This is a genomic window from Halonotius aquaticus (assembly GCF_003605575.1).
In the GTDB taxonomy this organism is placed as follows: Archaea; Halobacteriota; Halobacteria; order Halobacteriales; family Haloferacaceae; genus Halonotius; species Halonotius aquaticus.
In genome coordinates this window covers 31,486-58,190 of record NZ_QKNY01000011.1, presented here as the reverse complement: position 1 = coordinate 58,190, position 26,705 = coordinate 31,486, and the positions used below count along the sequence as shown (strand labels likewise).

The following is a 26,705-nucleotide window of genomic DNA, read 5'->3' as shown; positions in this document are numbered from 1 at the left end:
TTGTTGACGACAAAATTAAGCAAATGTTCCTCCTTTAGCTCGTTGTCAGCTCGGGGTGTTTGCACACCTTCTCCGAGCGGACACTTCTACTAACCCGATGTGATCGACTGAGACTGCAGCAGCCCCCGAAGAAGGATTATCGATACTAGCCACCGATGCTGTAGACTGCATCGTCTCGGATTATGATATGCCAACGCAAAATGGGATTGAATTTCTCCGAAACGTTCGAGAAGAGTATCCTAATTTGCCCTTCATCCTATACACGTTGAAGGGCACAGAAGAAGTTGCCAGTGAAGCTATCTCTGCTGGTGTAACTGACTACTTACAGAAAGAAGCCGATCCCAGTCATCATACACTACTGGCAAAGCGAATTCAAAACTTCGTCAGTCAGTATCGGGCGCAAAAAGAGCTTGCTCGAAATGAGGATTTACTTGCATTCACCGAACAGCTCGCCAAAACAGGAGGTTGGAATTTCGACATTGAGACCGGTGAAACACGCTGGACAGACGGTACGTACGCAATATACGGACTTGAGCCCGACGCTGAGCTAACTAAGCAGGAAGCAATTGAGTTCTATCATCCCGATGACCGCAGTGAAATCAGACGGCTTGTGCAACGATGTATCGAAACGGGCGAGTCTTACGAGGCCACACTCCGACTGATTGATACCGACGACCAACTCCGTTGGGTACGTACGAACGGTGAGGCGATTCGAGAAAATGGAGATATCGTGGCTATCAGAGGGGCTATTCGAGATATTACAGAACTCAAAAAGAGTGAGGAGCATATTAAAACTGCTCAAAAACCAACTGATTAAACTGTGGTAATTTGCCACTGACAGGCCACAGTAGTAGCAGATATTGATACTATCTCCAATCGAAACAGCAGTGTTTTCGAAAAGTATGAGTACATTCCACATGGTGGTGATAGATATCATCTGTATTGATCAGTCGGACTCTGTCAATTACTGAATAATGGTGGTCGGCAGCTGCTGAATAGACAACGCGTATTTACCACTGAACCCGATTTAGGCAGAAACTGAACAGAGTGGGACAGATAGTGGTAGGACTGGCCATTATCCCGTTAACCGAGGTTCCCGAGGCACGTCCATCCGTCGGCCTCAGTCGCCACCACTCACCGAGCGACGATGACAGGAACGGGCGAGTTACGGAATACTTTCTGGGCGACGTTTCCGATGACCAGTCGATCGACCAACGAGCCGCCGTGGGTTCCGATTACGACCGCATCGAAGTCGTCGGCTCTATTCACAATCGCCCGAGCCGGATGTCCTAGCTGAACCTCGGTGGTGATTTCGACATCATACTTGCTGGCGAGTTCCTGGGCGTCATTGAACACGTTCTTGGCGCGCTCCTCGGCGGCCTCTTCAATGTCATCCTCAAGAGCAAGTGACGTGGCTTCTGTCCCCCACGGTGACGGCCTGCCCACGACGTTCAAGACGGTGATTTCCGCATTATTATGATTCTCAAGGGCGTACCCAAGTGCTTCTTCTGCCATTTCGGAGTTATCCATCGGAACGAGAATTCGAGAGAGCATACAGAAACTATGCTTAGAGTGTGTATAAAGTGGTGGTTCGCTCGTCCCATATTGACATCCACCTCCGCGTGAACGCGGAGGAATCCCGACCGCAGTTGGGATATTAGGGTCTGCAGTCCACCACCTCTATCTGCGGTTGGAATCCGCAAGAGAGGTCATACAGGTGGACTGCTGGCTGTGCCAACCAGCCGGTACTCCTATCCCTACCCGAATTGGATGCAGACTCGGAGTTACTTTCATCGTTGATGTTGAGACGGATGTTCTCCGCCCCGTTCACGTCCGCGTTGAACGCCGCATCACACTCCTCACACACATACAGCCCGCGTTCGACACGCTGACTGTCGTCTTCTCTTCCGCAGAACAACCTGTTCGCGCAGAGCGCGCTCTGCGCGATTGTTCGTTGAATTCACCTCTGACTCTGTCACGAACGTCAGCCAGTGGCCAAGCCCGTTTCTGATCTTCTCGATCAGATCTGCTACCTCTTCGTTGGCGTATTCCTGTCGATTAAGCCCCTCTAAGGTCAACATAGCCTCCGCCCGCTTCTCTTGGCGGGCGGAGGCAGATGGATCGACCTCGGTAAACGTAGTCAGATCATCGTGAAGCTCATGTAACTCTTCACACAACTGCTGTGCCTCATTATACCGGTCAGCAACGAACTCAGTCTCTCGCAACAGATGCGCCCAGCATCGCTGGAGCTTCGGGTGATACGCTGGATATGCCGACCAACCGTCACAACTGAGCGTTGCGTCCTCGGCGAAGCCCCGAGGCACTCGGCCTGTCCGCCTGTAGATGTCAATCAGCGATAGAAACAGGATCCTCGGTGACTTTCCATGTGATACTGCCAGATTTTCCCCACCGTTCTATAGTGAGTCCGAACTCCCCATCACGGATCGCCCCAATATTTGTACCAACTTCCTTCGCTGATAGCCCAATATCTTGGCCGATGACGCGTGATTTGAAATACATTTGAGCATCCACTTCACGGCGAAAGTACGAGAGAATACATTGTTGCTTGTCTGTGAGAGTGGTACTCACGGTAGATGAGCTACTCATCGGTGCTCTCCCATGTAGCTATGATCGTGCTTGACAAATCTGGGTGGTTGTGGTTCGCTTGGCTCATTGTGTCATAGTTGTTGTGCCATTGATATAGTTGGATACTTTTTTCATAATAGTAACAACAGCCAAATTCCGATATATATTCTCATAATGTGATTGTTAGGTGGTGGCTGGTATTGGAGCATGCCTAATTTGCACTTTATACTATATATCAACCCATTTCGATAATGCGACTGATCAAACCACTAAAGAATATAAACAGAACTACGTAAACAAGGATCACAAGCACGTTCCGGCGAATCGCATGTGGTCTCATGCCAGGGAGTAGGAGATTTGGTGGCCATATTGAGGGAGACATTATTCGGAACCGGTGGATTCGTCTGACGAGTCGCTAGATCCACCGCCCCGGTTTGATCGGGTATTTGAGTTCGGAGTCGAATCAGGTTTGTTGCTACCAGAGTCTACCCCTGAAGGCGACCCGGCGGACTTCACACCACTCCCAGTGGAGTCGCCGTTTGATCCACCGTCGGAATCTTTTGGCTGTCCGGAGGTTTGGGTGTGTGAATCTGCCGTACCGCTATTTCGTGAGCCAGCAGACTGTTGTGTATCAGATTCGGAGGAGGCGGGTGGGGACTTACTTGGTGTCGTCGCCTGCTCTGGGGTCTCTGTTGTGGAGGATTGTGAATCTCCTCCCGTCGATGTGTCATCCGATTTGGGAGGTGCTGATTCCTCCGACGTTCCAGAGTGTGGTGCTCCACCGTCGGAAGTCGGATTCGTACCTGAGGGCGATTCGGATGTATCATCTTCCTCAGGTGATTCGTTCGGTTGGGAGTCTGAATCGCTCTCAGTGGGCGATCCTTCTGAACTGTCGGCTTCTGAGTCGCTCGGCTCTTCGGACTGTGGAGTCGTGCTGTCCGAAGGTGAATGTGAGTCCTCATTTGGATCTGGCCCATCCGTATCGTCTTCAGCGGGTGGATGATCTGATTGGGATCCTGATTCTTCCTTTGTAGACGACTCCTCTGATTCTTCAGACTGCGGTGCCTTCCCACCGGGAGCAGGTTGCTCATCTAACGCTGTATCAGATGTGTCGTCTCTTGGAGGCGGATTGTCTGATCTCGACTTTGAGTCTTCATCAGGAGACGAATCTTCTGATTCGCTCGGTGGAGAGTCCTCTGGTTCTTCCGACTGTGGAACCTCCACATCAGGAGCCAAACTTCCATTTGAAGGCAGTTCAGATGCGTTATTTTCCGGGAGACCGTCCGGTACCGGTGATAGGTTCTCATCAGCATCCGGCACCAATGAACCGTTTTCCGTTTGGTTTTGGCCTGTCTCGTTGTTGGTGGCGTTTCGTGCTGTCTCGTTGCTAGTAACATTTGTCTCTATGGTATGCAGGGTGTGATCCTGTGAAACCATCTCAATGGCTGGTACATCGGCATTAAAACCGATGGAAACAGATTCTCCATCTGATAGGAATGCGACTGACCCGCTTCCAGTCGTCGCCGCGACGAAGACAAAGAGGGCACTGAGAACGACGGGTAGTTTACTCATCGCTTCCCTCCGACATCTCACCCTCGCCACCGTCAGGCAGCGGGAGGGCCGGTGGCAAACGTGGCTCGTCGGGGTTATTCGCTTGCCATGCCGAGATGGTCATCGCCCCCGTAAACAGGAGCCCAAGAAGCCCCGCAGTGAAGACACCGACCGAGAGTGGGGTCGGTGCGGCGGCGGTAGTGACCTCACGGTAGATGTTCCAGCCCGCATATACGAGCAAGACTGTCATCGCAAGTAGTGTGAGTTTCAGATCCACGATTGCGAGTTGCCCGGTGTCGGATGAGGACGGGTTATCGAAGTCCGAGCTCTCAGTGGCTTGGCTACTGGTGGGAGTAGACTGTGTTTCAGGATCGATATCAACCGCATTCTCCACTTCATCTGTGGTCTGCCACTCACGATCCCCATCGCTCTCTGTTGGATTGCCGGCCGATACTGACTGGTGGGCTGTGTCTGATGCGGTGGTGGGATCCTGGCGAGCCCACTTGTGTAGTTCACTCACCCCGAGTAGCACCAGCGGAATCACCACAAGCAGGACGTAGCCGACAGGCGAATTCGCCCACAGGATCACATATCCGACAAACGGGATCGTAATGATGGTGCGTCCGATAACGGATTCAAAGGCGACGAGCCCCGAATCAACATTCTCATTGGCATCACCTTTGGTCTGGTAGCCACCGTCCCGTTCGTCGATCACACGGTGTGTTGTCGGCACTTGGTCGCCGGTATCATACGTGATGATGTCACCGATACCCACGGTGGCAGTTGCATCGACGATCACCACATCACCGGGCGAAAGTGTTGGCTCCATACTCCCTGACAGGACGACGTAGCTCTCGTCGGCCCCGACCACCTCGGGGAGGGCAAACACTACAAACGGCGAGACAGCCGCGATCAGCACGAGCGTCACTACAAGGCTCCGCGCTCTCGGCAACGATGACCGCGAGAGCGGGATCATCGGTCACCTCGGGCGGCTCCGGGCGCACCATTGCCGTTCCCGTTCCAACCGCTGACGACAGTATTCGAATGTGAGGGATCAGTACACCCCTCGCAGTCTGCCTTCGAATCGGCCGTACAGACACAGACTGTGACGTGGCTAATCGCGGTTCCCTCTGGTGCGTACACGATACCGTTGGTGTCGCTGCCGGGGAGAGACAGTGTGTCCGCCGAGAGGCCATCGGTGCGGTCATACTGCTCGTATCCGCGACCACCTTTGACCGCGACCGTGCAAATCGGCGGGGCGTTTCCACCGGTAAAGCTCACAAGCCGGAACGCAATCCCGACCGTTTCGCTACCGCCATCCTTGTCTGTGGTGTCGTAGATCTCCAACCCGTAGTCTGGATCGCCGTTATTGAAAGCGTATACTCCGGGGGTGGCGAAACTCTCGCTTAGTCCCGACTGCGTATCGTCTTCAAACTCAAGTTTCCCAAGCGTGTTGCAGCATGGGCATGGGTCAGCGGTAGGACATGGATCTGAATCCACCCCTGCGAAGGGATTCTGCGGGGATGCGTTTCGGCACTGGAGGGCTGCAAACCACAGCGGTAATGCAACCGTCTCAGTTCCGATATAGCCGTCGAGTTCGTACTCGATGAGTAGACAGACAGTGTCGACCAAGCAGTCGTCGCCTGCCGTCGACGGATCACCGTCGACCCGGAATCCCCCGCGGAGATCCTCAGCAACCTCACGCAGTGATCCAGCAGTGACTCGCTGGAGGCGGCTTCCGGAGTGACAGTCAGCGTACGACACCACAACGTGAATCGACTCCGCTACTGCAGTCGATTGTGGAACCGGGCAGTCTGTCGCAAGCCACAACGCCGCCGGGTTGTTGACCGCATCGCCGCGTTGCGGCAACGCGAACGTGAGACGCATGCTCCCGGAGGCAGCAGTTGGGCTGAGCGACCCGATTGGCAGCCTCACACGTGGGCCATCGATTATCCCCTGTCCGTCAGGCTCGCCAGCACCCGGGCCGGTCAGCAGTTCATACTCCGCACGCAGGTCGACTGTGCCGGCCGTGATTGAGGCGTCATACCGCTCTGTATCTCGGAGCATTGCAGCGGTACCAGTTCCCATCAGCGCGCCGGCCCCACCCGTGGCGGCTACCGCCGCCAGGATCCGGCGTCGAGTCAAGGTCATTGTGACCCTCCACCGGTGAACGGGCTGTCTTCCCCACACGGACCGCCACCGAAGGAGAAATCGAATCCCAGTGAGTCCCCTTGCGCTTCGTTGCCGGTGTTGGCTGGTACCTCCCAGCGAAGCGCGACACACCGCAAGGTTCCCGGATCAAGACAATCGAATGCGAGAAGCCCTGCATCATCACCAACATCAGTCGTCGGCGAGAAGGCTTCAGCGACGGGGGCGGGCGCGACAAGCGGCGATTCAAGACTCTCATCGAACTCCTTTTGACCGTTGCAGCTGCCAAACGGGGAGCCGTCGCGCCATATCTCAACGGTCGCAAGCTCGTCAAGTTCACCATCGTTCGGCGTCGTATCACCGTCAACCTGTTCGGGGCCGTTGATGCCATTCTCAGAATCGTCTGTCACCTGTGCACGGAGCCACACGTCAAGTGGCTCGTCAGGATCTGCAACCACTTCGAGACCGACAACGACAACCCCAGTGTCTCCCGGAAGGACGTTTCGTACGGCAATGACCGGGCCAGAGGCGTCAGTCACGAACGTCGCTTCCGCAGTGTACCCAGGGCCCCCATCGGGATCCAAGGTTGTTTCGAGATCGTCGTCGGTGTCGGCATGGTTTTCGACAAACGTGCCGTTGTATCGCTCATACCACGCGATACTGAGGCGTTGGTCATCGGTATCATCATCGGGTGCAGCGTACGTGTACTGTGAGAACTGCGGCGGGTTCCAGGGCGCTTTCCCGACGGCGACGATCCCACCGACTGTGAGCGTCCCGCCACCGATACCCGTCAACAGTTTCCGGCGTGTTAATATCATTGTCAGTTGTCCCGGATACGCCGGGTCGTTGGTGGATCGGACGTACCGATCCGTTGGTCGGATGAGTGTAGATCAATAGCGGAGATAGGTATGAGCCGATGTCATCCAGGTACGGCGTTCGTACCGGACGGCAGGCGGCCACTACCACGCTCACTAAATCATGCTACCCCATCGGGGCGATGTGCTGTGCTGTTAGTTTCCGGACGTTGTGCCGTTCGGGGCCGTGTTGTTAGCGGCGAACGGCGTCTCGTTGTGCCGTGACTGCTCAACCTCGAACCCAAAGTCGAAGCCGACTGAATCAGTCTGGACTTCATTACCAACATCGAACGGTAACGTCCATTCGAAGCCGATACACTGGGTAGTTGCGCCAGGGTATGGCTGAAGGCCTTCTTCCTGCCGATCCCCATCGAGGATCACGCCCTCCGAAAGTTGGGCAAACACTTCGGCCATCGTCCCCTCCGCGATCTTCTGTTCGCCACCAAGAACGATTTGAGCGATCTCCGCGTAAACGGTGTCAAGATCAGCTGGATCTGGGGCGACGAACGCGTCGTCTGGTGAACTCGCAAGTGATTCCAACAGTGCTGTGTTGGCACTACCGAGGGCGATAGTGAACAGCCGAATGCCGGCGTTCTTCGCGGCGTTGGCAGCGGTCGTTGCCGCCGAGGCACTGGAATTACCATCACTCAATAAAAGCATCACTTTTGATGCGCCCACTGTGGCGTTGGTACCATTAAGAAGTTCGTCAGCTCCTTCATCGATACCGGAGGCGATCGAGGTGCCGCCGCCCGCGGTGTAGCCGTTGATCGCATCTTTGACATCTTGGTAGACTGTCGTCAGCTCTTGATCGGTGGTGGCACTCGTACTGAACGAGATCGCCGCGGCCTCGTCAGGCGAGGCGAGGTTGTCAACAAAGCTGGTCGCAGCGGATTGTAGCGATGTGAGTGCAGAGCCACTCATCGATCCGGAAACGTCGGAGACGAGAGCGACTTCTAGTTCTTGTTGTTGTCCGGTGCCGGTCGGCTCGAAGACGTTGTCACAGTCCTCGTCGTACCAGACGCAGACCTCGATCGCGTCGGCGAGTTCGCCGATGCCGTCGGTGTCCTCACCTTCGGCGTTGATCTCGGGTTCGGTCTGGCCGTTCTCGGCGTTGCCGGTGATGTCGCCCATCATCCGAAGGTAGCCAGGATTATCGCAGATATGGATGCTCACAGTCACCTCGCCGGAGTCACCTGGCTTAACGTCATCAAGTGTGAACATCGGGATCCCGTCGCCGTTGACGAGGAACTCGTCGGCTGCAGGGCTGCAGAAATCGAATGCTTCGCCCTGGACAAGATCTTCCCATTCCTGCATATCCGCTGGCGATGGTGCTTGTGCAAGGAGGTACCGGCCGGTCGGCTCGCCGTCGTCGGTGATCTCTTCGACGTTCGGGTAGCCCATAGCCTCAACAGAAGCAAGTCGGCCTTGGCCGCCGAGGTACGTTGCTTTGTAGTCAAGCTTCAGGTCAAGGGTGCCAGCTTGGAGACTATTGTTCATGAATTCCTCCTCGTCGGAGAAAAACGCGCTCGTGCCAAGCCCAGCACCAGCGGAAGCGATACCGACTGCGCCGATACCCCCGAGGATGCTGCGTCGAGAGAGGCTGTTCAGTTTGGGGTCGTTATGTTCTGTCATTTGCTGTTTATTTCGGTATTCGTTGGGTTATCTGTGGTCTTGTGTGACCGTTGCCGTTGCCTGTTTCGTGCTCCCTGCCTCGGTGACGGGAGAGAACCCACCGGAGGAGTCGAACCCCCGTGAGACCAGTGTGGGTCGGGTTGCGGTATCTCAGCCGCCGGCCGATCAGGCCGGCACCGACGGCCCGGAGCCGTCGTTGTGCCGCTCCTGCTCGGTGTAGAACCCCAGGTCGAAGCCGAGGGTGTCGCCCTGGATCTCGTTGCCGACCTCGAAGGGGAGCTCCCACGAGAGCGCAACACAGTGCATCACGCCATCGCCGCGGAACGCCTCTCGATCGGAGTCGTCAGCAGGATCAGTCAGTTCGTCGTATATCGTGGCTCGATTGCCGTCAAGCGGGATCCCGTTACCATCCGCCAATTCGGTGAGTACGGTGGCAAGACTATCTTGCAAGATAACTTTCTCAGCGACCGTTTGAGCCGCGAGATTTCCGAACACATTCGGGATGTCTAATGGGTTGTCAACATCGTTGAAGAAGGATGTATCTCCACCGGTTCCACCGGCCGAACCAGCCATCGACTGAAGGATACTATCGTTTGCACTTCCAACCGAAATGGTGAAGACGTCTGTAGGCGGCGACAGTGATCCAGCACGGGCGTTGTCGGCTGCGGTGACTGGATCGGAAAACTGCGTGCTTCCGGTTCCGTTGAACGATTCGCCATCCGAGAGAATTATATTCGTGTAATCCACCCCGTTGCGGCCATTAGCATCGATTTCAGCTTGCGCATCGTCGACGCCTTCACCGATGTAGGTGCCCGTCGCAATCCCATTCGTAAAGAATGGACTCGGATTACCGTCACCATCGAACGGCGTCGATGGAGCACTACCAGTCACAACATTTGCAAGTTTCTGGCGAAGCCCTGAGAGCGCCCCGTCGACAACCGAGAGGTCAGTCGTCAGTGGCTGGAGGATCCCAGTTCGAGGAACATTATCGTCGGTTCCTTCGCCGTCAAAGTAAGCGACCCCAACTTGCACATCCGCGTTCTGGGATTGGAGGTAGTCAACGAACTGACGAGTCCCCAATTCAACGAGATCAATCTTTGTCGTTTCTGACAATGTAGTCCCATTGAGCTGAATGTCGTCAGTACTGACAAGCCCGCCGTATTGATCGTACAGCATCGAGCCAGAGAAGTCTAATGTCAGCATGATATCGACCGGTTCGTCGATATCGTAGACATTGTCGCAGTCCTCATCGTACCACAGCGTCGCTTGGATCTCATCCCCAAGCGTACCGAGGTTGTCGGGATCAACTGCCGTCTCAGGCTCAGTGAGGATACCGCCGTCTTCGGAAACATTGTCAGCCTGCATCCATAGGTAGCCAGGATTATCACACAGGTGAAGCGAAAACGTAATTTCGCCGCTGTCTCCGGGCTTTACATCGGAGAACTGCACCAGCGTTTCCATGTTTTCATCGGTAACAGGGTCAACGCCGAAGTCAGCCTCCGATAGCGGCGGAATGTTCTCACAGGTCAACCCGGGGATGTTCGCACCATTGCTGTCAGCATCGTCGTCGTCCGGGAAATCACTGTAGTTTTGAACGGTCTGAGTTTCTGGGTCAATGATTGACTGTTCGCCGTCGTTGTCGTGATCGGGATGGGCACTGACGAAGGTTTGGCCGTCGCCGAAATCATAGGTCTGTTGCCAGTCGACCAGCAGGTCGAGCTCACCTGCGACGAGAGAGTTGTCGACGAACTCCTCTTCATCGCTGAAGAACGCGCTCGTGCCGGCACCAGCACCCGCAGACGCGAGTCCAACGACACCGATCCCCGCGAGCACCTTGCGGCGGGAAAGTCTGAGTTTTTCATTCATTATATGTCATCCCCATAGGGGGAAATCCCGCCGACGGAATCGAACCGTCGTGGTATACCAATGCGGGATGGGAGTCGGTTGGCTGTCCGGTGCAATTTCCACCGGACAACAGAGCCTGAACAGCGGGGGAGCCAGTCAGCGTCAGCGGGGAAGGCTCCGGGGAGTTCCGCCATTCGGTGATTGTACTGCGATCTTATTGGCCACCGGTTGAGTTGTTCACCGGGACTGTGTTGTTGAACGGATCCTCGTTGTGTCGAACCTGTTCGGTCTCGAAGACGAGATCAAATGAGATCGAGTCGCCCTGAATCACGTTGCCGACCTGGAACGGGATCTCAAGGAGGAGACAAAACGAGTAGACGCCCTCGTTGGCCTGGTCGTTAATCGGCAGCAGGTCGCCGTTGTCGTCTTTGATTAGGTATCCATTCTCAAGCACTCCGTTTGCCTCGCGGGCGTTTGTGTAGTGAGTGACACCGTCGACGACACCATCAACATCTGGCGACCCGTAACTGATGTTAAGATCATCAGAGGCATTGTTGAATACGGGATCGAGTGTGGAGAGTCCAGTCTTGTCGCCACTGGTCTCGTCATAGTTTTGCCACACGGTCGTCAGCAGGAATTCACCGAGATCGGCATCGTTGTCGGTGTCACCCTCGACGTCCTGCTCGGGCTCGGGGTTGGCACCACCGTTCTCTACGAACTCTTCTGTGCGCACCTGCACGTAGCCGGGGTTGTCGCCGACCTCAATATCGAAGCAGATAAGCGCCCAGTCGCCGGGCTTGACATCGTCGACCTGAATGCCGGAAACCACGTCGCCGTCAGCTGTTTCGCTCAGGTCAAGGGCGCCTTGCCCGGTCCAGTAGTCGTCGGCCGCGACGACGTTGGCGGTGACACTCATATCGAGCGTCCCAGCGGTGAGCGTGTTGTTTTCGAAGCTCTCTTCATCGCTGAAAAACGCCGAGGTACCGACGCCGGCACCCGCAGACGCGAGGCCGACAACACCGAGACCGGCTACCATTTTGCGGCGTGAGAGGCTGTACAGTTGGGGGTTGTTGTCTTCTGTCATGGGTCTGTTTCCCGGGTAGACCACGTTGAACAATCACAGGATCGTCCGGTCGGCTCGGGACAACTATCCCCACATCACAGGGGGTATTACCTATGTGCTGATTCAACGGTTTGAGGCCCTCTCGGAGGTGTTTTGAACGGATGATTACGCCATTTCGGATTCAAACAGACTGACCATACCAGTTTGCACGGAACGCATACCGCCTCGTTGGGCGGACATACCGGTCGTCTCCAGCCACCATACCGACTGGGTTGACTGGTCATACCGATTTGTACAGATCCCGTACCAGTAGTATCCAGTTGACATACCGGTTTGGTACCCGTACCCTTCTATCTGTACCCAAACAGCAGTGAATTCATATCTATATCACTCACGGGCGTTGCGACGAGCAATGTTCAATCAGGCCATGCTGCCCGAGGTAGAAGTGTACAGCGTGCTCAGTAACGCGCGCCGGCGCGAGGTGCTCACAGAGCTGTGGAAACAGCCTGAGAGTATGTCGTTGCGCGACCTTTCGGAACGAATCGCAACCACAGAGTCCGGAGAACGCCCCGCGCCACGCGCGCTCCGCGGAAGCGTCTACAACGCGCTCCATCAGACACACCTTCCGAAATTGGACAGCCTCGGACTGGTGGTGTATGATCCAAACCGGAAGACGGTGCGTGTCTGCTCGCAGGCGGGGCAACTTAATCGCTATATGGATGTGACAACACGTATCGGCGTCACATGGGGGGAGTATTATCGGGCACTCGGCGTTGTCGGACTGGTTGTGACAGTCGGCTCGTTAGCAACAGTTCCGCTACTCTCTGCAGTCGATCCGCTCATCCCCGCAACAGCCTGTCTCCTGCTGTTTTCCGGTTCAACCATTTATCAACTATACGCTGGGCGGCTGGGCACCGGCGGCCAGGTGACACGGCTCCTCGCACGTTTCTTTTGATATTGTCGATAAAATGAGAGCCCGCGATGTGGGTTCGTTTAATCGTCACTAACAGCAGCTGCATCAGTCTCGAAGAGGCGAGCATCACAGTCGTGACAGACGGCAGCTACCACCTCGTACTCTCGACAGCAGGAGCTCACTGATTCGGTTCCAAGCCTGATCTCGCCCCAGCAGACGGGGCAGGTGTCACAGCAGGCGCGGATTGCTGAGAGGATCCGTCCCCGAGCCGAACCCGGTACCACATCCCATTCATTAGTCCAGTCGGCAAGTGTACGGTGAGCCGCGAGATCAGAAATAAATGCCGCACGTGACTCCCACTTGCCACGGATCGAGTCGTCAACAGAGACACGCCACGACAGGCCGCCATCGACAAACGATAGCTGCTCCGGGGCAACATCTAGCAGATCAGCCGAACCAGCAAGGAGTGCTGCATCGGAATCAAGCTCAAGTGCGGCCACTTTGAGATCTACTTCAAATTCCGGGGCGAGACCAATATCGTCACCGTCGTCGACCACAACCGATGTTCGGGTGAGGAAGGAGACAATGTCGAATGTATCCGTCGGTTCCTCCGGTGGCATCGAGGTGTCGGTCGCCGACTTTCCAAACAGATCGAGTACCCGGTCAGGAAGATACCGTTTGGTTAACGCAGGCGTGCCAGGTACCAGGTACCCACGAAAATAAATACTCGCAAGCGAAACCAACGCAACCGGAATGATAGCTGGCTGCCAGACAGCCGCGGCCCCAGCAGTTATCGCCCCCGCAAGCATGAGGTTGATGACGGTACAAGGGCGACACCGATTGTCACCGGTATACTCGGGGCGGTGAATCGCCCGCAAAAAGTTAGGAGTCGGTTTTTGTGTCATGTAGTTCCGCTAAACGATAGTGATTAGAACAAATAGGTATGGTTGCCCTGAACGTCTTGAAGAAGTCATTCGAGTAAAAGTGATATCCTCCGCGCCGTGCACGGCGCGGCTTCCTACGCATGGGGAATACCAGCTACGTTTCGCTGTTGCTGGCAGAGGGTTCCGACCCGTGGAAAGTCGAGAGAGTCATCTGCGAGGGTTCCTCGCTCGTCACTCGGTGGGTCGTGGCGCTGTCACGGGCGCTACCATCCCGTGAGGTATCATCGCCCGCCGGTTTCAGCGGCAGACTCTCACCCTACGGGTCATGGCGGTCAATGCTCTCGTTAATGCCCTGTTTGCTCCTCGGTTCCGACCGAGCGTCGGAACACCCGTCACTCATGGGAAGGGCGGGATTCTCTCGTTGAATCAGGATAGTGAGAGCGGAATCGATTTTTGTCACTCAATTAATTAATAATCAAATGATATGGAAATTGTGTGGTATTAATGCTTCACAGAGTTCTCGACTGGTCATATGAGCAAACTGCGGGCGGTTGCCAAATCACTCCCAGCCGACGAGCAAGGACTATCAACCGAAGCTGTCTTCGAAACACTAAGCAGTCGCCGGCGTCGGTTCACACTTCATTACTTGTCACAGGTCGGTGAGTCGGTTACCATCCGAGAACTTTCTACACAGATCGCCGCATGGGAAAATGGCGTTGAACTGCACGCAGTGACACCGAAGCAACGAAAGCGAGTGTATACCGCTCTCCACCAAACGCATCTTCCGACGATGGATCGACTAGATGTGATTGTGTATGCGAAAGATCGCAAAACCATCAGTATCACCGATCAGATTCAGGAGTTTGATCTCTACCTCGATATTGTTCCACCTGACGACCTCCCGTGGAGCCAATTTTATTTGCTGCTGAGTGCGGTTATCTCTGTGTTGGTAGTCATCGCCGTCCAAGGGGTGACACCGTTTTCCTCCGTTGGCGGATTCGGTTACGCACTGCTTGCCAGTGGCGTCTTCGTTGTCACCAGCAGCCTCCATTACCTCCGTGATCGACGGACGCTGATCGGATCCGCAACGACGCCTCCTGAGGTGGAGCCACCACGGGAAATTACCGAATAACAGTGCCGTCAGCGTCCCAACAGCTACGCTCCCGACGTGTTCTCGGTGACAAGCCCCTGAGACATCAGCCGGCGAGCAACCACTACAAGCCCGTTTCCGAATCCCTCACCGAAAACGGCTTGTTCGGCTTTTGAATCCGGGATGATCGAACTTACTAGAATTGAGGCACCATCAACCATTAGCAGGCGACCAATCGCAGTATCATCCACCGTTGCATGCTCACCGTGCAACCATCCAAGCTCCGAGACGAACGTCGTGGCGGCCGGCACGGCTGTTTGGATCTCTGCTTGCAGCGACGGTGTTAGTGCGCCCACGGTTAGTTCGATGTCGTCTTCCACCCCGGTTAGCGTCTCGACCAAGTCTGCAGTCAACAGCGTTTGATCCCCGATAACCAAGACAATCTCTTCGGTCGCTGTGTTGATGAGTTGCTCCGTCCGGTTTTCGATCGGGTCGCGGCCGCGCATCGTCCAGACTTCCTGTACCGACGAGCTGTCGTCATCCTCGACGGTCTCGACTCTGTTGAGCGCGTTGTGAAGCCGATCAACACGACCCTCATACTGATCACGAAGTGTGGCAGTTGCCTCCTCTAAGGAAACTGCGCGAAAGCGTTGTGGGCTCGTGTGTTGGATCTCAACTAACCCCTGTGCCTCAAGAATGCGTATCGCGTCGTATATTCGGGTACGGGGGACATCGGTAAGACTGCTGAGTTTTTTTGCTGTGCTCATATTAAGCCGCGTCAACCCAACGAAACACTTGGCCTCGTACTCTTTGAGGCCAAGTTGTTGGAGGACTTCGACCGCCTCCTCACTATTTGGGTCTGCATCCATCTACCTCACCCCGTAGTCAATCATAGGCATGAGAACAAAAGCCAGCAGTTCACCATATCGGTTCATCGACTGACGGGCATCTGAAAAGGATATTTTCGTCTTTAGAACCTGCATAATAATAAGATTCTTTCACTGGCGTATAGCTTCTCACCCTAATACATAATGCCGCTTATACAGACGAGAAATGATCGTAGTTCGATTTCACATAGCTAAATAATTAAACAAGTTGTGGCGTTAATCAGCCGCTCAGTGCCACTGTAACAGCAGTACTGTTGAACTGTGCCCCCCAGCGTCACACCGCCAGTAACCGAAATCTGTTAGATATGATCACACTCACAGATTGATTCACAGTGATTGTTGACCGGTTGTTCTCCGATTTTGCTCTGTGCTTACTCTAGTTCATACACAATGACCTCATAGTTATGACCAATCTTGCTGTCGGTACTGAAAACCCAACTCCCCTTGGGATCAATATCATTCTTTTCGGCTGCATCAAGTAATGTTCCCAGCGCGGTTTCAAAATCGGCTTTGCTGGTGAAAGAATCTGTCCGCAATGGATCACTCATACGGCCGCCTCAAACCGTTGTTTGATGCCAAGCTGGCCGAACTCGGTAGAGCTAATGCGGACATCAAAACGCCCATCTGGAGTTCTGTTGGCTAACAACATAGATAATTATTATCGGCCACGGGCATATGTATACCGAAAAGCATGGTCAACCATGCTTTGTGCACGGATCCGGCTAACAACAGAGCGAGGCTTTAATTCGCCTGTCTGTTTGTGAATATCTGTGCCTGTTATCATTGAACTGGCCCTCCCAGCAACAGAGTTTCAGCTTGGCCAAATTTTAGCCACCGAGGGAGAGGGGAAAATAACTCTCAAAACGATGGTACCACTTGGTGGCCGGTCAGTCCCATTTTTTCATGCCACCGATCATGTCCGCGAAAAATTTGAGGCGCGTGTTCGAGACCATCCAACGGTCTCTAATCTCTATGTTGTCAGCTCTCACAATGCGGAAACACTGTATGGGTTAGATTGGAAAATGGATACTGAAGGGTTTTTTAATAGTGTACTGACTGTGGATGGGCACATTCTGGAGGCGACTGGTGGACAAGATACCTGGGTCTTTCAAATTCGATTCCGCACCCACGACGCCCTCTCAGAATTTCAGAAGGACTGTTTCGAGAGTGATATCCCAGTCGATATCAGGCGCATCTACAATCCAACAAAACCCGATGCCGGGCCGTGGTATGGACTGACAGCACCGCAGCGTGAGACGCTTATGTATGCCGTCGAAATGGGTTATTACGCGCTCCCACGGCAGATCTCAACACAAGAAATTGCTAACGAGTTCGATATTTCTGATCAAGCAGCATCCGAACGGCTGAGACGAGCCATCGATATGCTGGTTGCGAATACGTTGCTACTCACTGCATCGGATACTTGACACACAGTCGTCGAAATCCAAGGGACTGATCGGGCGCAACAATTGAATCCATTCCCTAATTCGGGCGATATTATCATGAGAAATCAACAAACACTGACAGAGAAGCGGATATAAATGCCATGATGGGCCCGCCAGAATCCTCATACAGTTACGCTAAGAAATATAAATATGGACATGGTACAGCTGTTATTAACTGACGATTCTCCTGCAGGCTGTGAAGCGTGCTCCCGGAGAAGTGGGATTAGACGAACTCTGCGCGTTCACAATCGGGACGGAACACACACGACCATGGAGCAGGAACTCTGTGACGACTGCGTTGATGCCGTCCGTAGTTATAAATGGCTTGCCCATATCTCTATATTTTCGTTTTGATCCCACCAAATTAGATGCACGCTGTTTCATTCAAAAGCTCATATACAATTAAAATACCAGTTTAGCTATAGAAGTGCTTTACGTTCAGTTCCAGTACATCAGCGAAGATCAACAACAGAGCTAAACAATGCCATTCAAGCTCATATTTTTTATCTTATGATTTCTATGGGAATCAACCGTAAAATTATAATTTCTATGTCAGTTCTATCTGTTAAATATACTGTACCTCTCTAGAACCATGCAAGGTACAACCTCTGTATCGGTCAGTCGGCTGTCTATCAACTACTGTATGGGTTGCTTCGCCAACTGCTGAATAGAACGCGCGTATCTGGTATTGAGAAGTGCGCCCAATGAGAATAATATCAACAAAACAATAATTAGGAAATTATACGGTATTTTTTCAGGTGGTCTCCGCCGCGCTTCCACATCACGAGTGTGGTAGGAAGCGTCAAGACAGAGGCAACGAACGAATACAGGACGCTGAGTGCAATAAGCAGCCCAAATTGCCCGAGAATTGGAACAATTGCTAGTACTAATACGCCCGTTCCAGATGTCGTTGTGAGCATACTTCCGGCTAACGCACCACCAGTTCCTCTAACGCTTACAGCAAGTGCATCATACAACTCAACAGATCCACGATACTCCTCCGAAAAGCGGTGGACAAGGTGAGCAGAATAATCGATTCCTAAACCAATCCCAATGGACAGTGTCGTTCCAGTAAGCACATTGAACGGGATATCGAGGTACCGCATTGTCGCCGCAAGAGCCGCTATTGTTAGCAGAATCGGAACCAGATTTGCAATACCAAGTCCTGGCCGTTGTTCAAGAATCCAATACGCAATCAAGAGGAATACAGCTGACGCAAGGATTGCAAGAGCTAAGCTAATGTATGCCGACTCAGCAATAACATCCGAGACAGCTTTTGTCACTACGACACTTCCAGTTGCTGTAGCTGACATTCTCATCCGATCTGCAACCATTTGCGTGTCTGCAGTCACTTCTTCTTGGCTTGCGTCCGATTTTACGGAGTAGACAATTCGAGTGCTTGAATAGTCCTCTGTGATATATGATCCGGCGCGATCTGCATAGGAGGAACTGAACAGTTCCTTGTAGATCCTCCCGAGATTTTTATCCGGAACTCCATTGTCATTAATATCGTTTCTATTGACTAGAGCTGCAAACTCAGGAGAAGTACGTTTGTACTGGTTGATAACACTGAGTATGCTTGTTGCATCAGCTCTACTACCACTTTCCACAAACGAATCCGGTGGATCACTATTTATCCGATATAACTCTTCCAACCGAGAATCTCGTTGTAATTCTCCCTTTATAAACACTGTAACGGTATCACTGTCACTGCTTTCGAATTTATCTTCTAAGAAATTGATGTTTTTCGTGACTGTGTACTCACTTGGTGCGATAGCGTCGGGGAGATTATCTACGTAGTCTGGACTCTCCTCAGGTGGCAGGAAATCCTCGGTGGTAAACCGTGTATCGATACCAGTTCCATATGCACCCATAACTGCTGTCGAAATCAAGATCAAAGCAAAGAAGACATATGGCCCACGGCGTGCGATTGTAACCCCGACCGATAGCACCTTGCCCGTCGAGGAATCTTCTGATCCAAGCGGTGCGATGCTGAATGATGGGAGATTGTATTTCTCTCTCTTCGTATCAACAAATAGCTTCAGAGCGGGTAGAAAAATACCGAAAATCAAGAAGGTGAAAATTATACCAATACCAGCAACGAGCCCAAGATCCCGAATCGGCCCAAGATCGCTGACCAAATTTGCAGCGAACCCAAGTACAGTTGTTCCTGTTACGATGAAGAATGCAGGTAGCAGCTGATCAGTCGCAGTTTCCATTGACTCGGTTGGATTAATTCCCTCAACACGTTCCTCACGATATCGATTGACCGCGTGGATACCGAAGTCAATACCAATCGCAAGCAAGAGCGGTGGTACCGTAATTAGCATCTGTGTGAATGGGATATTAGCCCACCCCATGAACCCAAACGTCCATACCATGGTCATCCCGATACAGATCAGCCCGACTAGCAGGTCAAATGGGTCTCGGTACGCAATGACGAGGAAAATGAATATGAGAAGTGTTGCGGCAGGTATAACCAATATGAGCGAATCTGAAATAACGCTACTCAGTTCTGCTGAGATGAGTCCACTACCGAATACAGTGATATCGCTTCCAACTGAACCGACGACAAACTCTGCTTCTTGTTGTATCGGTGTCAGTGGCGATGTCCCCTGTGTGCCAGCACTACTACCACTAGACAACCCTTCGACTTGGTGAGTGACCGTGGCTAACGTTGCAGATGCTGAGGGATCTTTTCTGTTCAGATCATTGCTCAAAAGGCCTGCCGTCGACGGTTGTTGCTCAAGTATTTCCCGTGTAGTCTGCTTGACCTCAGAGCGGCCCGCTCCTTCGAGAGTTCGTATTTGAGCTTCTGTGGTAGTCGCTTCCGAATCTAAGGTCTGGGCAACAATTTGAGCAAAACTGTTAGTACCAGCGACATGTTGAGATGGACGCTGTTCAAGCCGGTGTTGTGCTTTCAGCATTGACACAAGCGACTGTTTTGCAAGCACATTCTGTTCTTGCTGTATGAGTGTCGTAGTTCCAGTCCCCTCAGTGAATGGTTGCTGTTCAAAGTTATCGTTGACATCGTCAAAAGCTTCCTGAGCAGGAACCCCCTCGGTAAATTGCGATGTTCCTGAATCAGTTGCAGTCATTCCCAAACCAGCAGAGAGGATGAGTGTGAGAACAAGAAAAGCAAGTATGACTGTCTTGCTTCTATTCACAATCCATCTATCGATTACATCTATGTATTTTTGATATTCGACATTCATCTTTCAAATTCAAATTGAAGTTGATTTTTCAGATCAGCTTGTTCGCGTTATAGTTGAATGAATATTCAGTCATATATGGGTTCCGAATTGCTCAGTAGCAAAGGCTTGTCTTGGTAGTGGCTTCTTCAACTCGCATTCAATCACTGGACGGCAGATATGGTCGATTCAGGCTATTTTAAGACACGTATTGACTTCTCAACTATCATAATCAGCTCGTGCCAGCCAAACCAAGTCTGACTGTGTTAGTGAATAAACATAGTTAATAAATAGATTGAATGTTCAATCAACAACTGTATATCTACCAAGACCGTTCATCGGGTATGGTGGCTCAAGAAGCGGTCGTAGGGGTAGAGAAATACATTAACACGGTTTATGTATCACCAAAAGGTGGAATCAGACTCCATATCCCATTTGATACTGGCCCCTTATGCGGAGAACCATCAGCATCAAAGAAGAAGTCTCTCGATGTGTATCCAGCAAATCACCGTTCGTGGTGCAAAAATTGTCTATCACTCTGGAACGAATCAAAGAAATCTATAATCAGACAATGTGGATATCTGCCTTAGAAGTGATTACAGACACACAGATCGTGCTAACTGTACTATTTTCTTTCTGCTGAAGATAGAAGACATTGATCAACATATCGCTGAAATTCAGCTTTTGTGCTTCCAATCATATTTTGATCATCTGTCGTTCGTTGACCTTGGATCCCTACAATAACTGTCTGAAAAAGTGCAGCGGCCTGCTTCGGCTGGTTCACATCAAATACTCCTTGCTCACTGCCTTCTTGGATGACCAGTGCTATTTGCTTGCGAACAAACTCATCACTTCGTTTAAACAACTCTCGATATTCCTCATTGTGGGCTGTTTGTGCTCGTAACTCCAACACTGCCTTTGAAAATTGCGCATTTGAGCTATCTGTGTCTCCAAATATTTGCTCAACGATTTCATTGATATATTCTTTTGGTGATTGTGTTGATAGAGGAACCTGTGATTCGAGTTCTTCCAGTATATATTCAAGCAGATCTAGAAGTAAGTCATCTTTATTGTCATAGTGGTGATAGATGAGAGACTGACTTTTATCGAAATGGTCTCCAATCTTGGAAATCGTAAGCCCAGCATATCCATGCTCACATAATGCATGAAATGTGGATTCTAGTATTTCTTCGCGCGTGCCAGATGTATTGCTGAAGAAATTAGTGCCATTAGCCATATTTACCCAACTTGTTTATTGCTCCCCAGCTACTATACACTGTCTATTTATTCTACCAGATAGCAACAATTGATTTGTGTTTGTGAGTATTGACGCTGGCTATGACTTCGTTTGAGCCTACACTGAGGAGAAGTACGACTGGCCAAAGCGGAGTAAATCCCGATCAAATTCATCTGAGCCCTCAATTCGAAAATGAAAGAGCTGATTTCGCATATCACCAATTTCAAGCACTAACTCACGGATTACGTCCTGTTGATCATCAAATAGGGGTTCAAATTCAGCCCAATGAATGGAGATGAACTGGGCATAGTGCGCGTAGCTACAATGTTCGACAGATGCTGGTGTTGGTAGTGGATGTTCCTCATTAAACGTTTCAGCCAGTTGTTCAGACAGTGAATCGCCAAACACCTGTCTAAATATTTCACGCAACTGCATCTCAATCGATTCAATCAATAAAAACGGTTCGAGCATCTGTTTCAATCGAGTCAGGAGGTCATAGTCAGTCAGAATACGCCACTCTTCCTCGCGATTGATTACAATATAGGTATACTCCGCAAGTGAATCAAATACAGCGAGTACGTTCTCATCCTCGCTGATCGTGTGCGCATCTTCAACTGCTGCTCCAACTGAAATGTTATCAAGCGTCTTGTGACCAACATCCAGTTGATTGAACGACAGTAATGTTCGGACAACCGATCTGTAAGTGACAATCCCAGCCAGTTCACCATCACGTTCAACGCCAACCTGTGTGTAGCCGTTCTCAAACATCATGCGGAGTGCTGATTCAAGCTCAAGATCATATTCGACGGTCTGAAGCTTGTTGTCGACTGGCAAGTCTGCAATCGTATACATCAATGGTCGTAGGGTTAGTATGCAGGCAACTATGTGTTTCCTTACACCACGGCCCGCCTGCAGACGATATCCGAAATCAGCCTATTTTGAATCGAAATGGCGGTGACAGATTGGCCGACAGAATGGAACCTGTTTTCACATCGTCGCAAATCCTGACACTATTTGTTTGTCGTCGACTCGCCTCCTGTTGTCCCTTCGTACGTTTTGAGTGTAGTCTGTTGTTCGCTTGTCTCTCCAGAAAGAACATATGGGGCAATACTTCTGAAAAACTGTGCGAAGAGGACGAGCAGTATTGGGCCAAGAAAAATACCATAGAAGCCAAACGCGATTGGGCCGAGAATATATGCAAACATTAGCAGCCCAACATGCGTCCGATTGCCGCTCACATACGGACGAATCAGGAAGTCCGGTATTGTGTCGACGACCACGAAGGCCAAAACAACGAACAGGATCACAAAGCCGAAAGCACTTCCTTGGCCACTAGCGGCAGCCGTGACCGCGAGGAACGCTCCCACAGGGATATAGACAATCTTCATCCCGACAACAGGAATCAAACTCCCTGCTCCTGTGAGTGCGCCGACAAGGGGCGCAAACGGCACGTCAACGGCTCCTGGCGCGAGGAGGTTATAGCCTGAGAACACGATAATCCCGATAATTCCTGTCAGAAACGCATTCAGGATATTGCCAAAGAGAATAGAAGACAGTTCACGGTCAACGGACACAGCGTATGGCTCAACTATGCCTGATTCATCAAAGTTTTCGAGAAACCACGTTGTCAAACGCGCCCCATCGGTGAGAAGATAATACGTTCCGGCGAGGATAATAAACCCGTGGAGCGCAGCATTTGCAATGAGTCCTATTGAGTCAATGAGAGTGTCAGCGGTTCGTTCTGCCCATACTTGCACTGCAGAATCGTTGAGGATTGCGGTGACCTCATCCGGATCCATCGTCAATATATCACTGAGATCTAATCCTACAAGCGGTGCTGGGAGCCCACTGCCCTGTGCTGACTGAAATGCAGAGAGATAGGCTGCACCGGGACCGCTCCCACCAAGAAGACGCTGGATCTCTGGTACCAGCAATACAAGCGTATAGCTGAGCAAAAAGAGAAATGGCAGTAGAAAAACAGCAATTGTAGTGACAGCAAGCACCTGGCGGCGATACGGGAGATGACGACCCTGGAGTTGTGGAGGAAGCGAGAGCTTCTCTAATTTATGATAGATCGGACGGCTTGCGTAATAGAGAAACACTGTGAATACAAGCGTCGCCTGAAATTGAACCAAAATAAAGCCGACGGCGATTAGCAATCCCAACCCTCCGAGTGCAAAGAGTGTTCGTCGTCGTAGTTCTGCGTCGTACTTCATTCGTCTAATTACTGCCATCCTATGGCAAAGGTATATTGATAACAAATTACCAACTTGAGGTTGTTGAGACTCTTTGTAATAAAGCAATAGCTAGAATAGTCAAACAAATTTCATTAATAGGGTGCTTGTAGTACATATATAAACACGCAGATATTGCTTCACTAATTGATGGGTTCTTTATTACTCACACTTCTTCAGCTTACCACAGATACTATTGATACGTTCATTCTCATTGGTGGTGCTGCAGCCACCGGTATCGTGATTTGGGTTCTTGGGAACCGTCTAAAAACACGTGTTCAAACTGCTAATGCCGAGGTAATCCGTTCAGCACTCATATTGCTATTGACAGCGGTGGTTGCAGGTGTACTCCTGACCCAATGGGGTGCCACTGAAACGGCTCTGTCCATTGTTGGAGTCTTTGAATTTGGAATCGGTGTGGGTATCAGAATCTTGCTGACTATAATAATGGCCGTCGCAGCCTACACTCTCACTCGTATTCTAAAACGCCTACTCCTAGGTGCCAACAGTTCAACAAACCGTATCACTTCAGAACACCAGCGTCGAGTCAGCTTCTATATCAGTCAGGTAGCCATCTACATTGTCGCCGTTTTTGCTTTGCTGTCTCTATGGGGTGTTCAACTTGGTGATTTGTTACTAGGAGCCGGAGTCTTAGGCATCGTCTTAGGATTCGCGGCCCAAGAGACTCTGGGCTCAATTCTTGCAGGGTTTATTCTCATGCTTTCGCGGCCCTTCGCCATCGGAGACTGGGTCCGAATCGGCGATCACGAAGGATTCATCACCGAGATCACCATCAACAACGTCCGCCTCCGTAATCTCGACGGTGAACACGTCGTGCTCCCGAACGAAGCCGTGAACAATCGAACCATCATCAATCGCAGCATCGAAGGGAAACTTCGGCTCCGGGTGGAAGTCGGGATCGATTACGACGTTGATCCCGACCATGCCGAAGCTGTCGCTCTGGAGGCACTCACGGAACTTGAGGAGATCATGAGTCAGCCCGCCCCGCAGGTACTCCCGGTTCGGTTCGACGATTCGGCCGTGATACTCGAACTGCGATTCTGGATCGACAAACCGACCCCACAACGGAAATGGCGAGCTACCCAAGTAGTCATCCACAATGTCAAGGCCGCGTTCCGACGCGAGGGAATCAAGATTCCGTTCCCGCAACGTGAACTTATGGGGAGGAAAGAGACTGGTGGCTTTCGAGTCGTTGACGACGAGTTGAGCGGCCAACCTGAGCCGGATTCACACCCGCCGACCTCATCGACAGATCGATCCGAGTGAGCGGGAGCAGTGTCCCTTCCTCAATCACCGATTTCCTTCGAGTGGAGTTTGTGCCTCGGCGATCGCGTCCGCACGACTGATATTTATCACCCTATCTCCCCGCTTGAGTCACGACCGGCACCTCAGTTCCGAGTCGATGTACGAGGCCAGCGAGACGCGTGCTGCCGCCGCGGCGCTTTTGCGGTCTGTCGTCACGCGACCGTACATCGCGCCGTTGACCGTCGCTAGGATATGCTCCGCGACCCGCGACGGGTCGACATCACGGAAAGTGTCGTCGTCGATGCCGCATTCGACGATGCTCCGGACGGTGGCTGCCAGTCGTTCATCGATCTGCGTGAATTGCTCGCGAAATACTTCGTTCGTCACGGCTTGGGAACGGAGACCGACTAGCACCGCTTGGAGCTGTCGTTGCTCCTCGTCGGGCTGAAGCGGGAGGAGCTTCTCAATGACGTGCTCGAGATCCTCTGGCGGTTCGTCGCCTGTCTCTGTCTCGATCGTCTCTTCGAATCTATCGACGGCGAACTCGAGAAACGCGACCAGAAGGTCGTCTTTCGTGTCGTAGTGGTAGTAGATAGCAGCCTTCGATTTATCGAGTTCGTCGGCGATTCGTGAGATCGACAGGTCGGCGTAACCGTGCTTGAGTAGTGCTCGATAGGTGGCTTCCATAATCTCTTCTTCGGCGGTGCTCCAGTGCTGTTTGGGTGAATCAGAAGCCATAGTCAGTCCGATTGGTTCTCGTCGATTCGTTCCAGTTTGGAGACGTCGACAACGTTGAATTCGGTTGTACACCAGTGGCAGAATCCGAGATCGGGATCGACCGGCTTTCCGCAGGCAGGACAGGCGGGAGATTCATCAGCCCCTGTTGACCCGACAGTATTGTTTGCTTGGAATCTATCGGGTTGTCTTCTAACTTTCGCGATGAGATACGCGTCAAGGACACTAGCGGCACTAATCAGGATCATCGGGAGAATCGAGAATGGATCGGTTAGCGTACCCGAACTAAGGGCGGATATCGTTGACTCGGGGACAAACAGAACTGAAGCAGCAACGGTGAGTCCTAGCCATCCAAGCGCTCTCTGCCAGCGCCGGAGGTAGAAGTGGCCAAGTCCGGTGACCACTGTTCCCAGAAGCGCAGCGAGTAGTGGATTGTTGCTGAGCGAGACTCGTCCCATACTATTGACTAAACGTTCGGTAGGTGTTAAAACCTTCGTCTAACTGGAAAAGGCTATTGACAGAGGCACGATGAGATGCACACTATATATCCGAGTAAACTAGTTTTAAGCCGTAAATCCAGCAGATAGAGAATTGTGGCTGAGAATATTGTCAGGTTTGAGGCGACCTACTTTCACGTGAGATGAAGGGAAAGATTGATACTTACCGAACGTTCAGTAAGTGTTGTGGCGCAACCCGAAGCGCCCGAATACACAATGACCTATGAATCCCGGCCCGCTGACGAATTGACAGCATCGTGGCACGGCCGCTACCTGGCTCGCTGGGGCAATGAAACACCCCTCTACGAAGCCGTCACCGACGCCGTGTCGACCGTTACCGGCGATGCCCGTTCGGCAGTCGCCTCCCGCTACGATCGGACGCATGCGTTCGCGCTCAGTCAACTGTTCGGCGGAGCTGACGGATCGTCGACGCCATCGACTGGAGTGGTCAAGTTCGTTCTCTCCGAGTGTGTCGTCTCTGTTCACAGTGACGGGCAGCTCTCGGTCAGCCTCGCTGACCGTGAACGTAACGCAATTGACTAATCACATACATATGCAACGACTCACCGCGAACAGCGGAACTCATCCAGAATTGACGGCCGGACTCGATCGAACAATCGTCACCCGGAGACTAAATCGGGTTGATA

Annotated in this window: 23 protein-coding genes and 3 pseudogenes; 7 read left to right on the top strand and 19 right to left on the bottom strand. The window is 52.1% G+C overall.

The genetic code is table 11. From position 1 onward, the window contains the following. Nucleotides 1-118: 118 nt before the first annotated feature. Together DM826_RS13290 and DM826_RS13215 are read left to right on the top strand one after the other, a co-directional pair. Nucleotides 119-334: pseudogene (locus tag DM826_RS13290) on the top strand (response regulator); the annotation flags it as partial. Nucleotides 335-358: 24 nt separating this feature from the next. After that, a complete protein-coding gene (locus DM826_RS13215) occupies nt 359-817 on the top strand; it encodes a PAS domain-containing protein (RefSeq protein ID WP_267899968.1) in 459 nt (152 codons plus the stop codon). Nucleotides 818-1,134: 317 nt separating this feature from the next. On the opposite strand, the gene DM826_RS07825 is transcribed toward DM826_RS13215, so the two are convergent. The 10 genes and pseudogenes from DM826_RS07825 to DM826_RS07770 all read right to left on the bottom strand — a co-directional run bounded on the left by DM826_RS07825 (nt 1,135) and on the right by DM826_RS07770 (nt 11,700). Then, nucleotides 1,135-1,554, bottom strand: coding sequence for a universal stress protein (locus tag DM826_RS07825; RefSeq protein ID WP_120102847.1), 420 nt, complete (start codon nt 1,552-1,554; stop codon nt 1,135-1,137). A gap of 103 nt (nt 1,555-1,657) precedes the next feature. Then, nucleotides 1,658-1,912: pseudogene (locus DM826_RS07820) on the bottom strand (RNA-guided endonuclease InsQ/TnpB family protein); the annotation flags it as partial. After that, nucleotides 1,905-2,297 (bottom strand): annotated as a pseudogene (locus tag DM826_RS07815) (IS66 family transposase); the annotation flags it as partial. The pseudogenes DM826_RS07820 and DM826_RS07815, both read right to left, overlap by 8 nt. Before the next feature lie 49 nt (nt 2,298-2,346). Beyond that, on the bottom strand, nt 2,347-2,607 hold the full coding sequence (locus DM826_RS13405) for a DUF7123 family protein (protein ID WP_120102845.1): 261 nt from the start codon (nt 2,605-2,607) through the stop codon (nt 2,347-2,349). Between the two features lie 1,543 nt (nt 2,608-4,150). Further along, nucleotides 4,151-5,065: a signal peptidase I gene (locus DM826_RS07795; protein WP_165853277.1), complete on the bottom strand. Its 915-nt coding sequence runs from the start codon at nt 5,063-5,065 to the stop codon at nt 4,151-4,153. A 44-nt stretch (nt 5,066-5,109) separates the two neighbouring features. Continuing rightward, nucleotides 5,110-6,288 (bottom strand): hypothetical protein, encoded by a 1,179-nt coding sequence (locus DM826_RS07790; RefSeq protein ID WP_133304667.1) that lies wholly within the window; start codon nt 6,286-6,288, stop codon nt 5,110-5,112. Next, nucleotides 6,285-7,103, bottom strand: a complete 819-nt coding sequence (locus DM826_RS07785) for a hypothetical protein (RefSeq protein WP_120102840.1) — start codon at nt 7,101-7,103, stop codon at nt 6,285-6,287. The genes DM826_RS07790 and DM826_RS07785 overlap by 4 nt, the downstream gene beginning before the upstream one ends. A 192-nt stretch (nt 7,104-7,295) precedes the next feature. Further along, complete coding sequence (locus tag DM826_RS07780; RefSeq protein WP_120102839.1) at nt 7,296-8,771, bottom strand: vWA domain-containing protein; 1,476 nt, start codon at nt 8,769-8,771, stop codon at nt 7,296-7,298. Nucleotides 8,772-8,936: 165 nt separating this feature from the next. Then, entirely contained in the window at nt 8,937-10,637 is a 1,701-nt protein-coding gene (locus tag DM826_RS07775) for a SipW-dependent-type signal peptide-containing protein (RefSeq protein WP_120102838.1), read from the bottom strand. 193 nt (nt 10,638-10,830) lie between these two features. After that, nucleotides 10,831-11,700, bottom strand: coding sequence for a SipW-dependent-type signal peptide-containing protein (locus DM826_RS07770; protein ID WP_120102837.1), 870 nt, complete (start codon nt 11,698-11,700; stop codon nt 10,831-10,833). 391 nt (nt 11,701-12,091) lie between these two features. Here DM826_RS07770 and DM826_RS07765 point away from each other — a divergent pair, with 391 nt between their 5' ends. Then, entirely contained in the window at nt 12,092-12,634 is a 543-nt protein-coding gene (locus tag DM826_RS07765; RefSeq protein ID WP_120102836.1) for a DUF7344 domain-containing protein, read from the top strand. A gap of 38 nt (nt 12,635-12,672) precedes the next feature. On the opposite strand, the gene DM826_RS07760 is transcribed toward DM826_RS07765, so the two are convergent. Further along, nucleotides 12,673-13,497: a hypothetical protein gene (locus DM826_RS07760; RefSeq protein WP_133304666.1), complete on the bottom strand. Its 825-nt coding sequence runs from the start codon at nt 13,495-13,497 to the stop codon at nt 12,673-12,675. Nucleotides 13,498-14,008: 511 nt separating this feature from the next. Here DM826_RS07760 and DM826_RS07755 point away from each other — a divergent pair. After that, a complete protein-coding gene (locus DM826_RS07755) occupies nt 14,009-14,608 on the top strand; it encodes a DUF7344 domain-containing protein (protein WP_120102834.1) in 600 nt (199 codons plus the stop codon). A gap of 23 nt (nt 14,609-14,631) precedes the next feature. On the opposite strand, the gene DM826_RS07750 is transcribed toward DM826_RS07755, so the two are convergent. Beyond that, complete coding sequence (locus DM826_RS07750; protein ID WP_120102833.1) at nt 14,632-15,435, bottom strand: TrmB family transcriptional regulator; 804 nt, start codon at nt 15,433-15,435, stop codon at nt 14,632-14,634. A 389-nt stretch (nt 15,436-15,824) separates the two neighbouring features. Further along, nucleotides 15,825-16,001 carry a hypothetical protein gene (locus DM826_RS13050; protein ID WP_165853276.1) on the bottom strand — a complete coding sequence of 59 codons (177 nt, stop codon included), beginning with the start codon at nt 15,999-16,001 and terminating at the stop codon, nt 15,825-15,827. Nucleotides 16,002-16,223: 222 nt separating this feature from the next. On the opposite strand from DM826_RS13050, the gene DM826_RS07745 reads away from it, so the two are divergent. Beyond that, nucleotides 16,224-16,880, top strand: coding sequence for a helix-turn-helix domain-containing protein (locus DM826_RS07745; RefSeq protein WP_120102832.1), 657 nt, complete (start codon nt 16,224-16,226; stop codon nt 16,878-16,880). 749 nt (nt 16,881-17,629) lie between these two features. Here DM826_RS07745 and DM826_RS07735 read toward each other — a convergent pair. The 4 genes from DM826_RS07735 to DM826_RS07720 form a co-directional block, all read right to left on the bottom strand. Next, nucleotides 17,630-20,113: an efflux RND transporter permease subunit gene (locus DM826_RS07735; protein WP_120102831.1), complete on the bottom strand. Its 2,484-nt coding sequence runs from the start codon at nt 20,111-20,113 to the stop codon at nt 17,630-17,632. A 601-nt stretch (nt 20,114-20,714) separates the two neighbouring features. Next, nucleotides 20,715-21,326: a TetR/AcrR family transcriptional regulator gene (locus tag DM826_RS07730; protein ID WP_120102830.1), complete on the bottom strand. Its 612-nt coding sequence runs from the start codon at nt 21,324-21,326 to the stop codon at nt 20,715-20,717. A gap of 117 nt (nt 21,327-21,443) precedes the next feature. Further along, nucleotides 21,444-22,178, bottom strand: coding sequence for a CBS domain-containing protein (locus tag DM826_RS07725; protein WP_120102829.1), 735 nt, complete (start codon nt 22,176-22,178; stop codon nt 21,444-21,446). 158 nt (nt 22,179-22,336) lie between these two features. Then, nucleotides 22,337-23,542, bottom strand: a complete 1,206-nt coding sequence (locus DM826_RS07720; RefSeq protein ID WP_120102828.1) for an AI-2E family transporter — start codon at nt 23,540-23,542, stop codon at nt 22,337-22,339. A 168-nt stretch (nt 23,543-23,710) separates the two neighbouring features. Here DM826_RS07720 and DM826_RS07715 point away from each other — a divergent pair, with 168 nt between their 5' ends. Next, nucleotides 23,711-24,847: a mechanosensitive ion channel family protein gene (locus DM826_RS07715; protein WP_120102827.1), complete on the top strand. Its 1,137-nt coding sequence runs from the start codon at nt 23,711-23,713 to the stop codon at nt 24,845-24,847. A 108-nt stretch (nt 24,848-24,955) separates the two neighbouring features. Here DM826_RS07715 and DM826_RS07710 read toward each other — a convergent pair whose 3' ends face one another. Then, entirely contained in the window at nt 24,956-25,564 is a 609-nt protein-coding gene (locus DM826_RS07710) for a TetR/AcrR family transcriptional regulator (protein WP_120102826.1), read from the bottom strand. 2 nt (nt 25,565-25,566) lie between these two features. Then, nucleotides 25,567-26,019: a zinc ribbon domain-containing protein gene (locus DM826_RS07705; protein WP_120102825.1), complete on the bottom strand. Its 453-nt coding sequence runs from the start codon at nt 26,017-26,019 to the stop codon at nt 25,567-25,569. A 255-nt stretch (nt 26,020-26,274) separates the two neighbouring features. Between DM826_RS07705 and DM826_RS07700 the strand changes: the two genes are divergently transcribed. Then, nucleotides 26,275-26,601, top strand: coding sequence for a HalOD1 output domain-containing protein (locus DM826_RS07700; RefSeq protein ID WP_120102824.1), 327 nt, complete (start codon nt 26,275-26,277; stop codon nt 26,599-26,601). The last annotated feature ends 104 nt before the right edge of the window (nt 26,602-26,705 follow it).

Bases quoted from the DNA above. Each gene is read 5' to 3' on its own strand.
- DM826_RS07780 (WP_120102839.1), bottom strand. From the start codon at position 8,771: ATGACAGAACATAACGACCCCAAACTGAACAGCCTCTCTCGACGCAGC.
- DM826_RS07720 (WP_120102828.1), bottom strand. From the start codon at position 23,542: ATGAAGTACGACGCAGAACTACGACGACGAACACTCTTTGCACTCGGA.
- DM826_RS07770 (WP_120102837.1), bottom strand. From the start codon at position 11,700: ATGACAGAAGACAACAACCCCCAACTGTACAGCCTCTCACGCCGCAAA.
- DM826_RS07725 (WP_120102829.1), bottom strand. From the start codon at position 22,178: ATGTATACGATTGCAGACTTGCCAGTCGACAACAAGCTTCAGACCGTC.
- DM826_RS07735 (WP_120102831.1), bottom strand. From the start codon at position 20,113: ATGAATGTCGAATATCAAAAATACATAGATGTAATCGATAGATGGATT.
- DM826_RS07785 (WP_120102840.1), bottom strand. From the start codon at position 7,103: ATGATATTAACACGCCGGAAACTGTTGACGGGTATCGGTGGCGGGACG.
- DM826_RS07705 (WP_120102825.1), bottom strand. From the start codon at position 26,019: ATGGGACGAGTCTCGCTCAGCAACAATCCACTACTCGCTGCGCTTCTG.
- DM826_RS07750 (WP_120102833.1), bottom strand. From the start codon at position 15,435: ATGGATGCAGACCCAAATAGTGAGGAGGCGGTCGAAGTCCTCCAACAA.
- DM826_RS07715 (WP_120102827.1), top strand. From the start codon at position 23,711: ATGGGTTCTTTATTACTCACACTTCTTCAGCTTACCACAGATACTATT.
- DM826_RS13405 (WP_120102845.1), bottom strand. From the start codon at position 2,607: ATGAGTAGCTCATCTACCGTGAGTACCACTCTCACAGACAAGCAACAA.
- DM826_RS07700 (WP_120102824.1), top strand. From the start codon at position 26,275: ATGACCTATGAATCCCGGCCCGCTGACGAATTGACAGCATCGTGGCAC.
- DM826_RS07710 (WP_120102826.1), bottom strand. From the start codon at position 25,564: ATGGCTTCTGATTCACCCAAACAGCACTGGAGCACCGCCGAAGAAGAG.
- DM826_RS07825 (WP_120102847.1), bottom strand. From the start codon at position 1,554: ATGCTCTCTCGAATTCTCGTTCCGATGGATAACTCCGAAATGGCAGAA.
- DM826_RS07760 (WP_133304666.1), bottom strand. From the start codon at position 13,497: ATGACACAAAAACCGACTCCTAACTTTTTGCGGGCGATTCACCGCCCC.
- DM826_RS07790 (WP_133304667.1), bottom strand. From the start codon at position 6,288: ATGACCTTGACTCGACGCCGGATCCTGGCGGCGGTAGCCGCCACGGGT.
- DM826_RS13050 (WP_165853276.1), bottom strand. From the start codon at position 16,001: ATGAGTGATCCATTGCGGACAGATTCTTTCACCAGCAAAGCCGATTTT.
- DM826_RS07775 (WP_120102838.1), bottom strand. From the start codon at position 10,637: ATGAATGAAAAACTCAGACTTTCCCGCCGCAAGGTGCTCGCGGGGATC.
- DM826_RS07730 (WP_120102830.1), bottom strand. From the start codon at position 21,326: ATGGCTAATGGCACTAATTTCTTCAGCAATACATCTGGCACGCGCGAA.
- DM826_RS07755 (WP_120102834.1), top strand. From the start codon at position 14,009: ATGAGCAAACTGCGGGCGGTTGCCAAATCACTCCCAGCCGACGAGCAA.
- DM826_RS07765 (WP_120102836.1), top strand. From the start codon at position 12,092: ATGTTCAATCAGGCCATGCTGCCCGAGGTAGAAGTGTACAGCGTGCTC.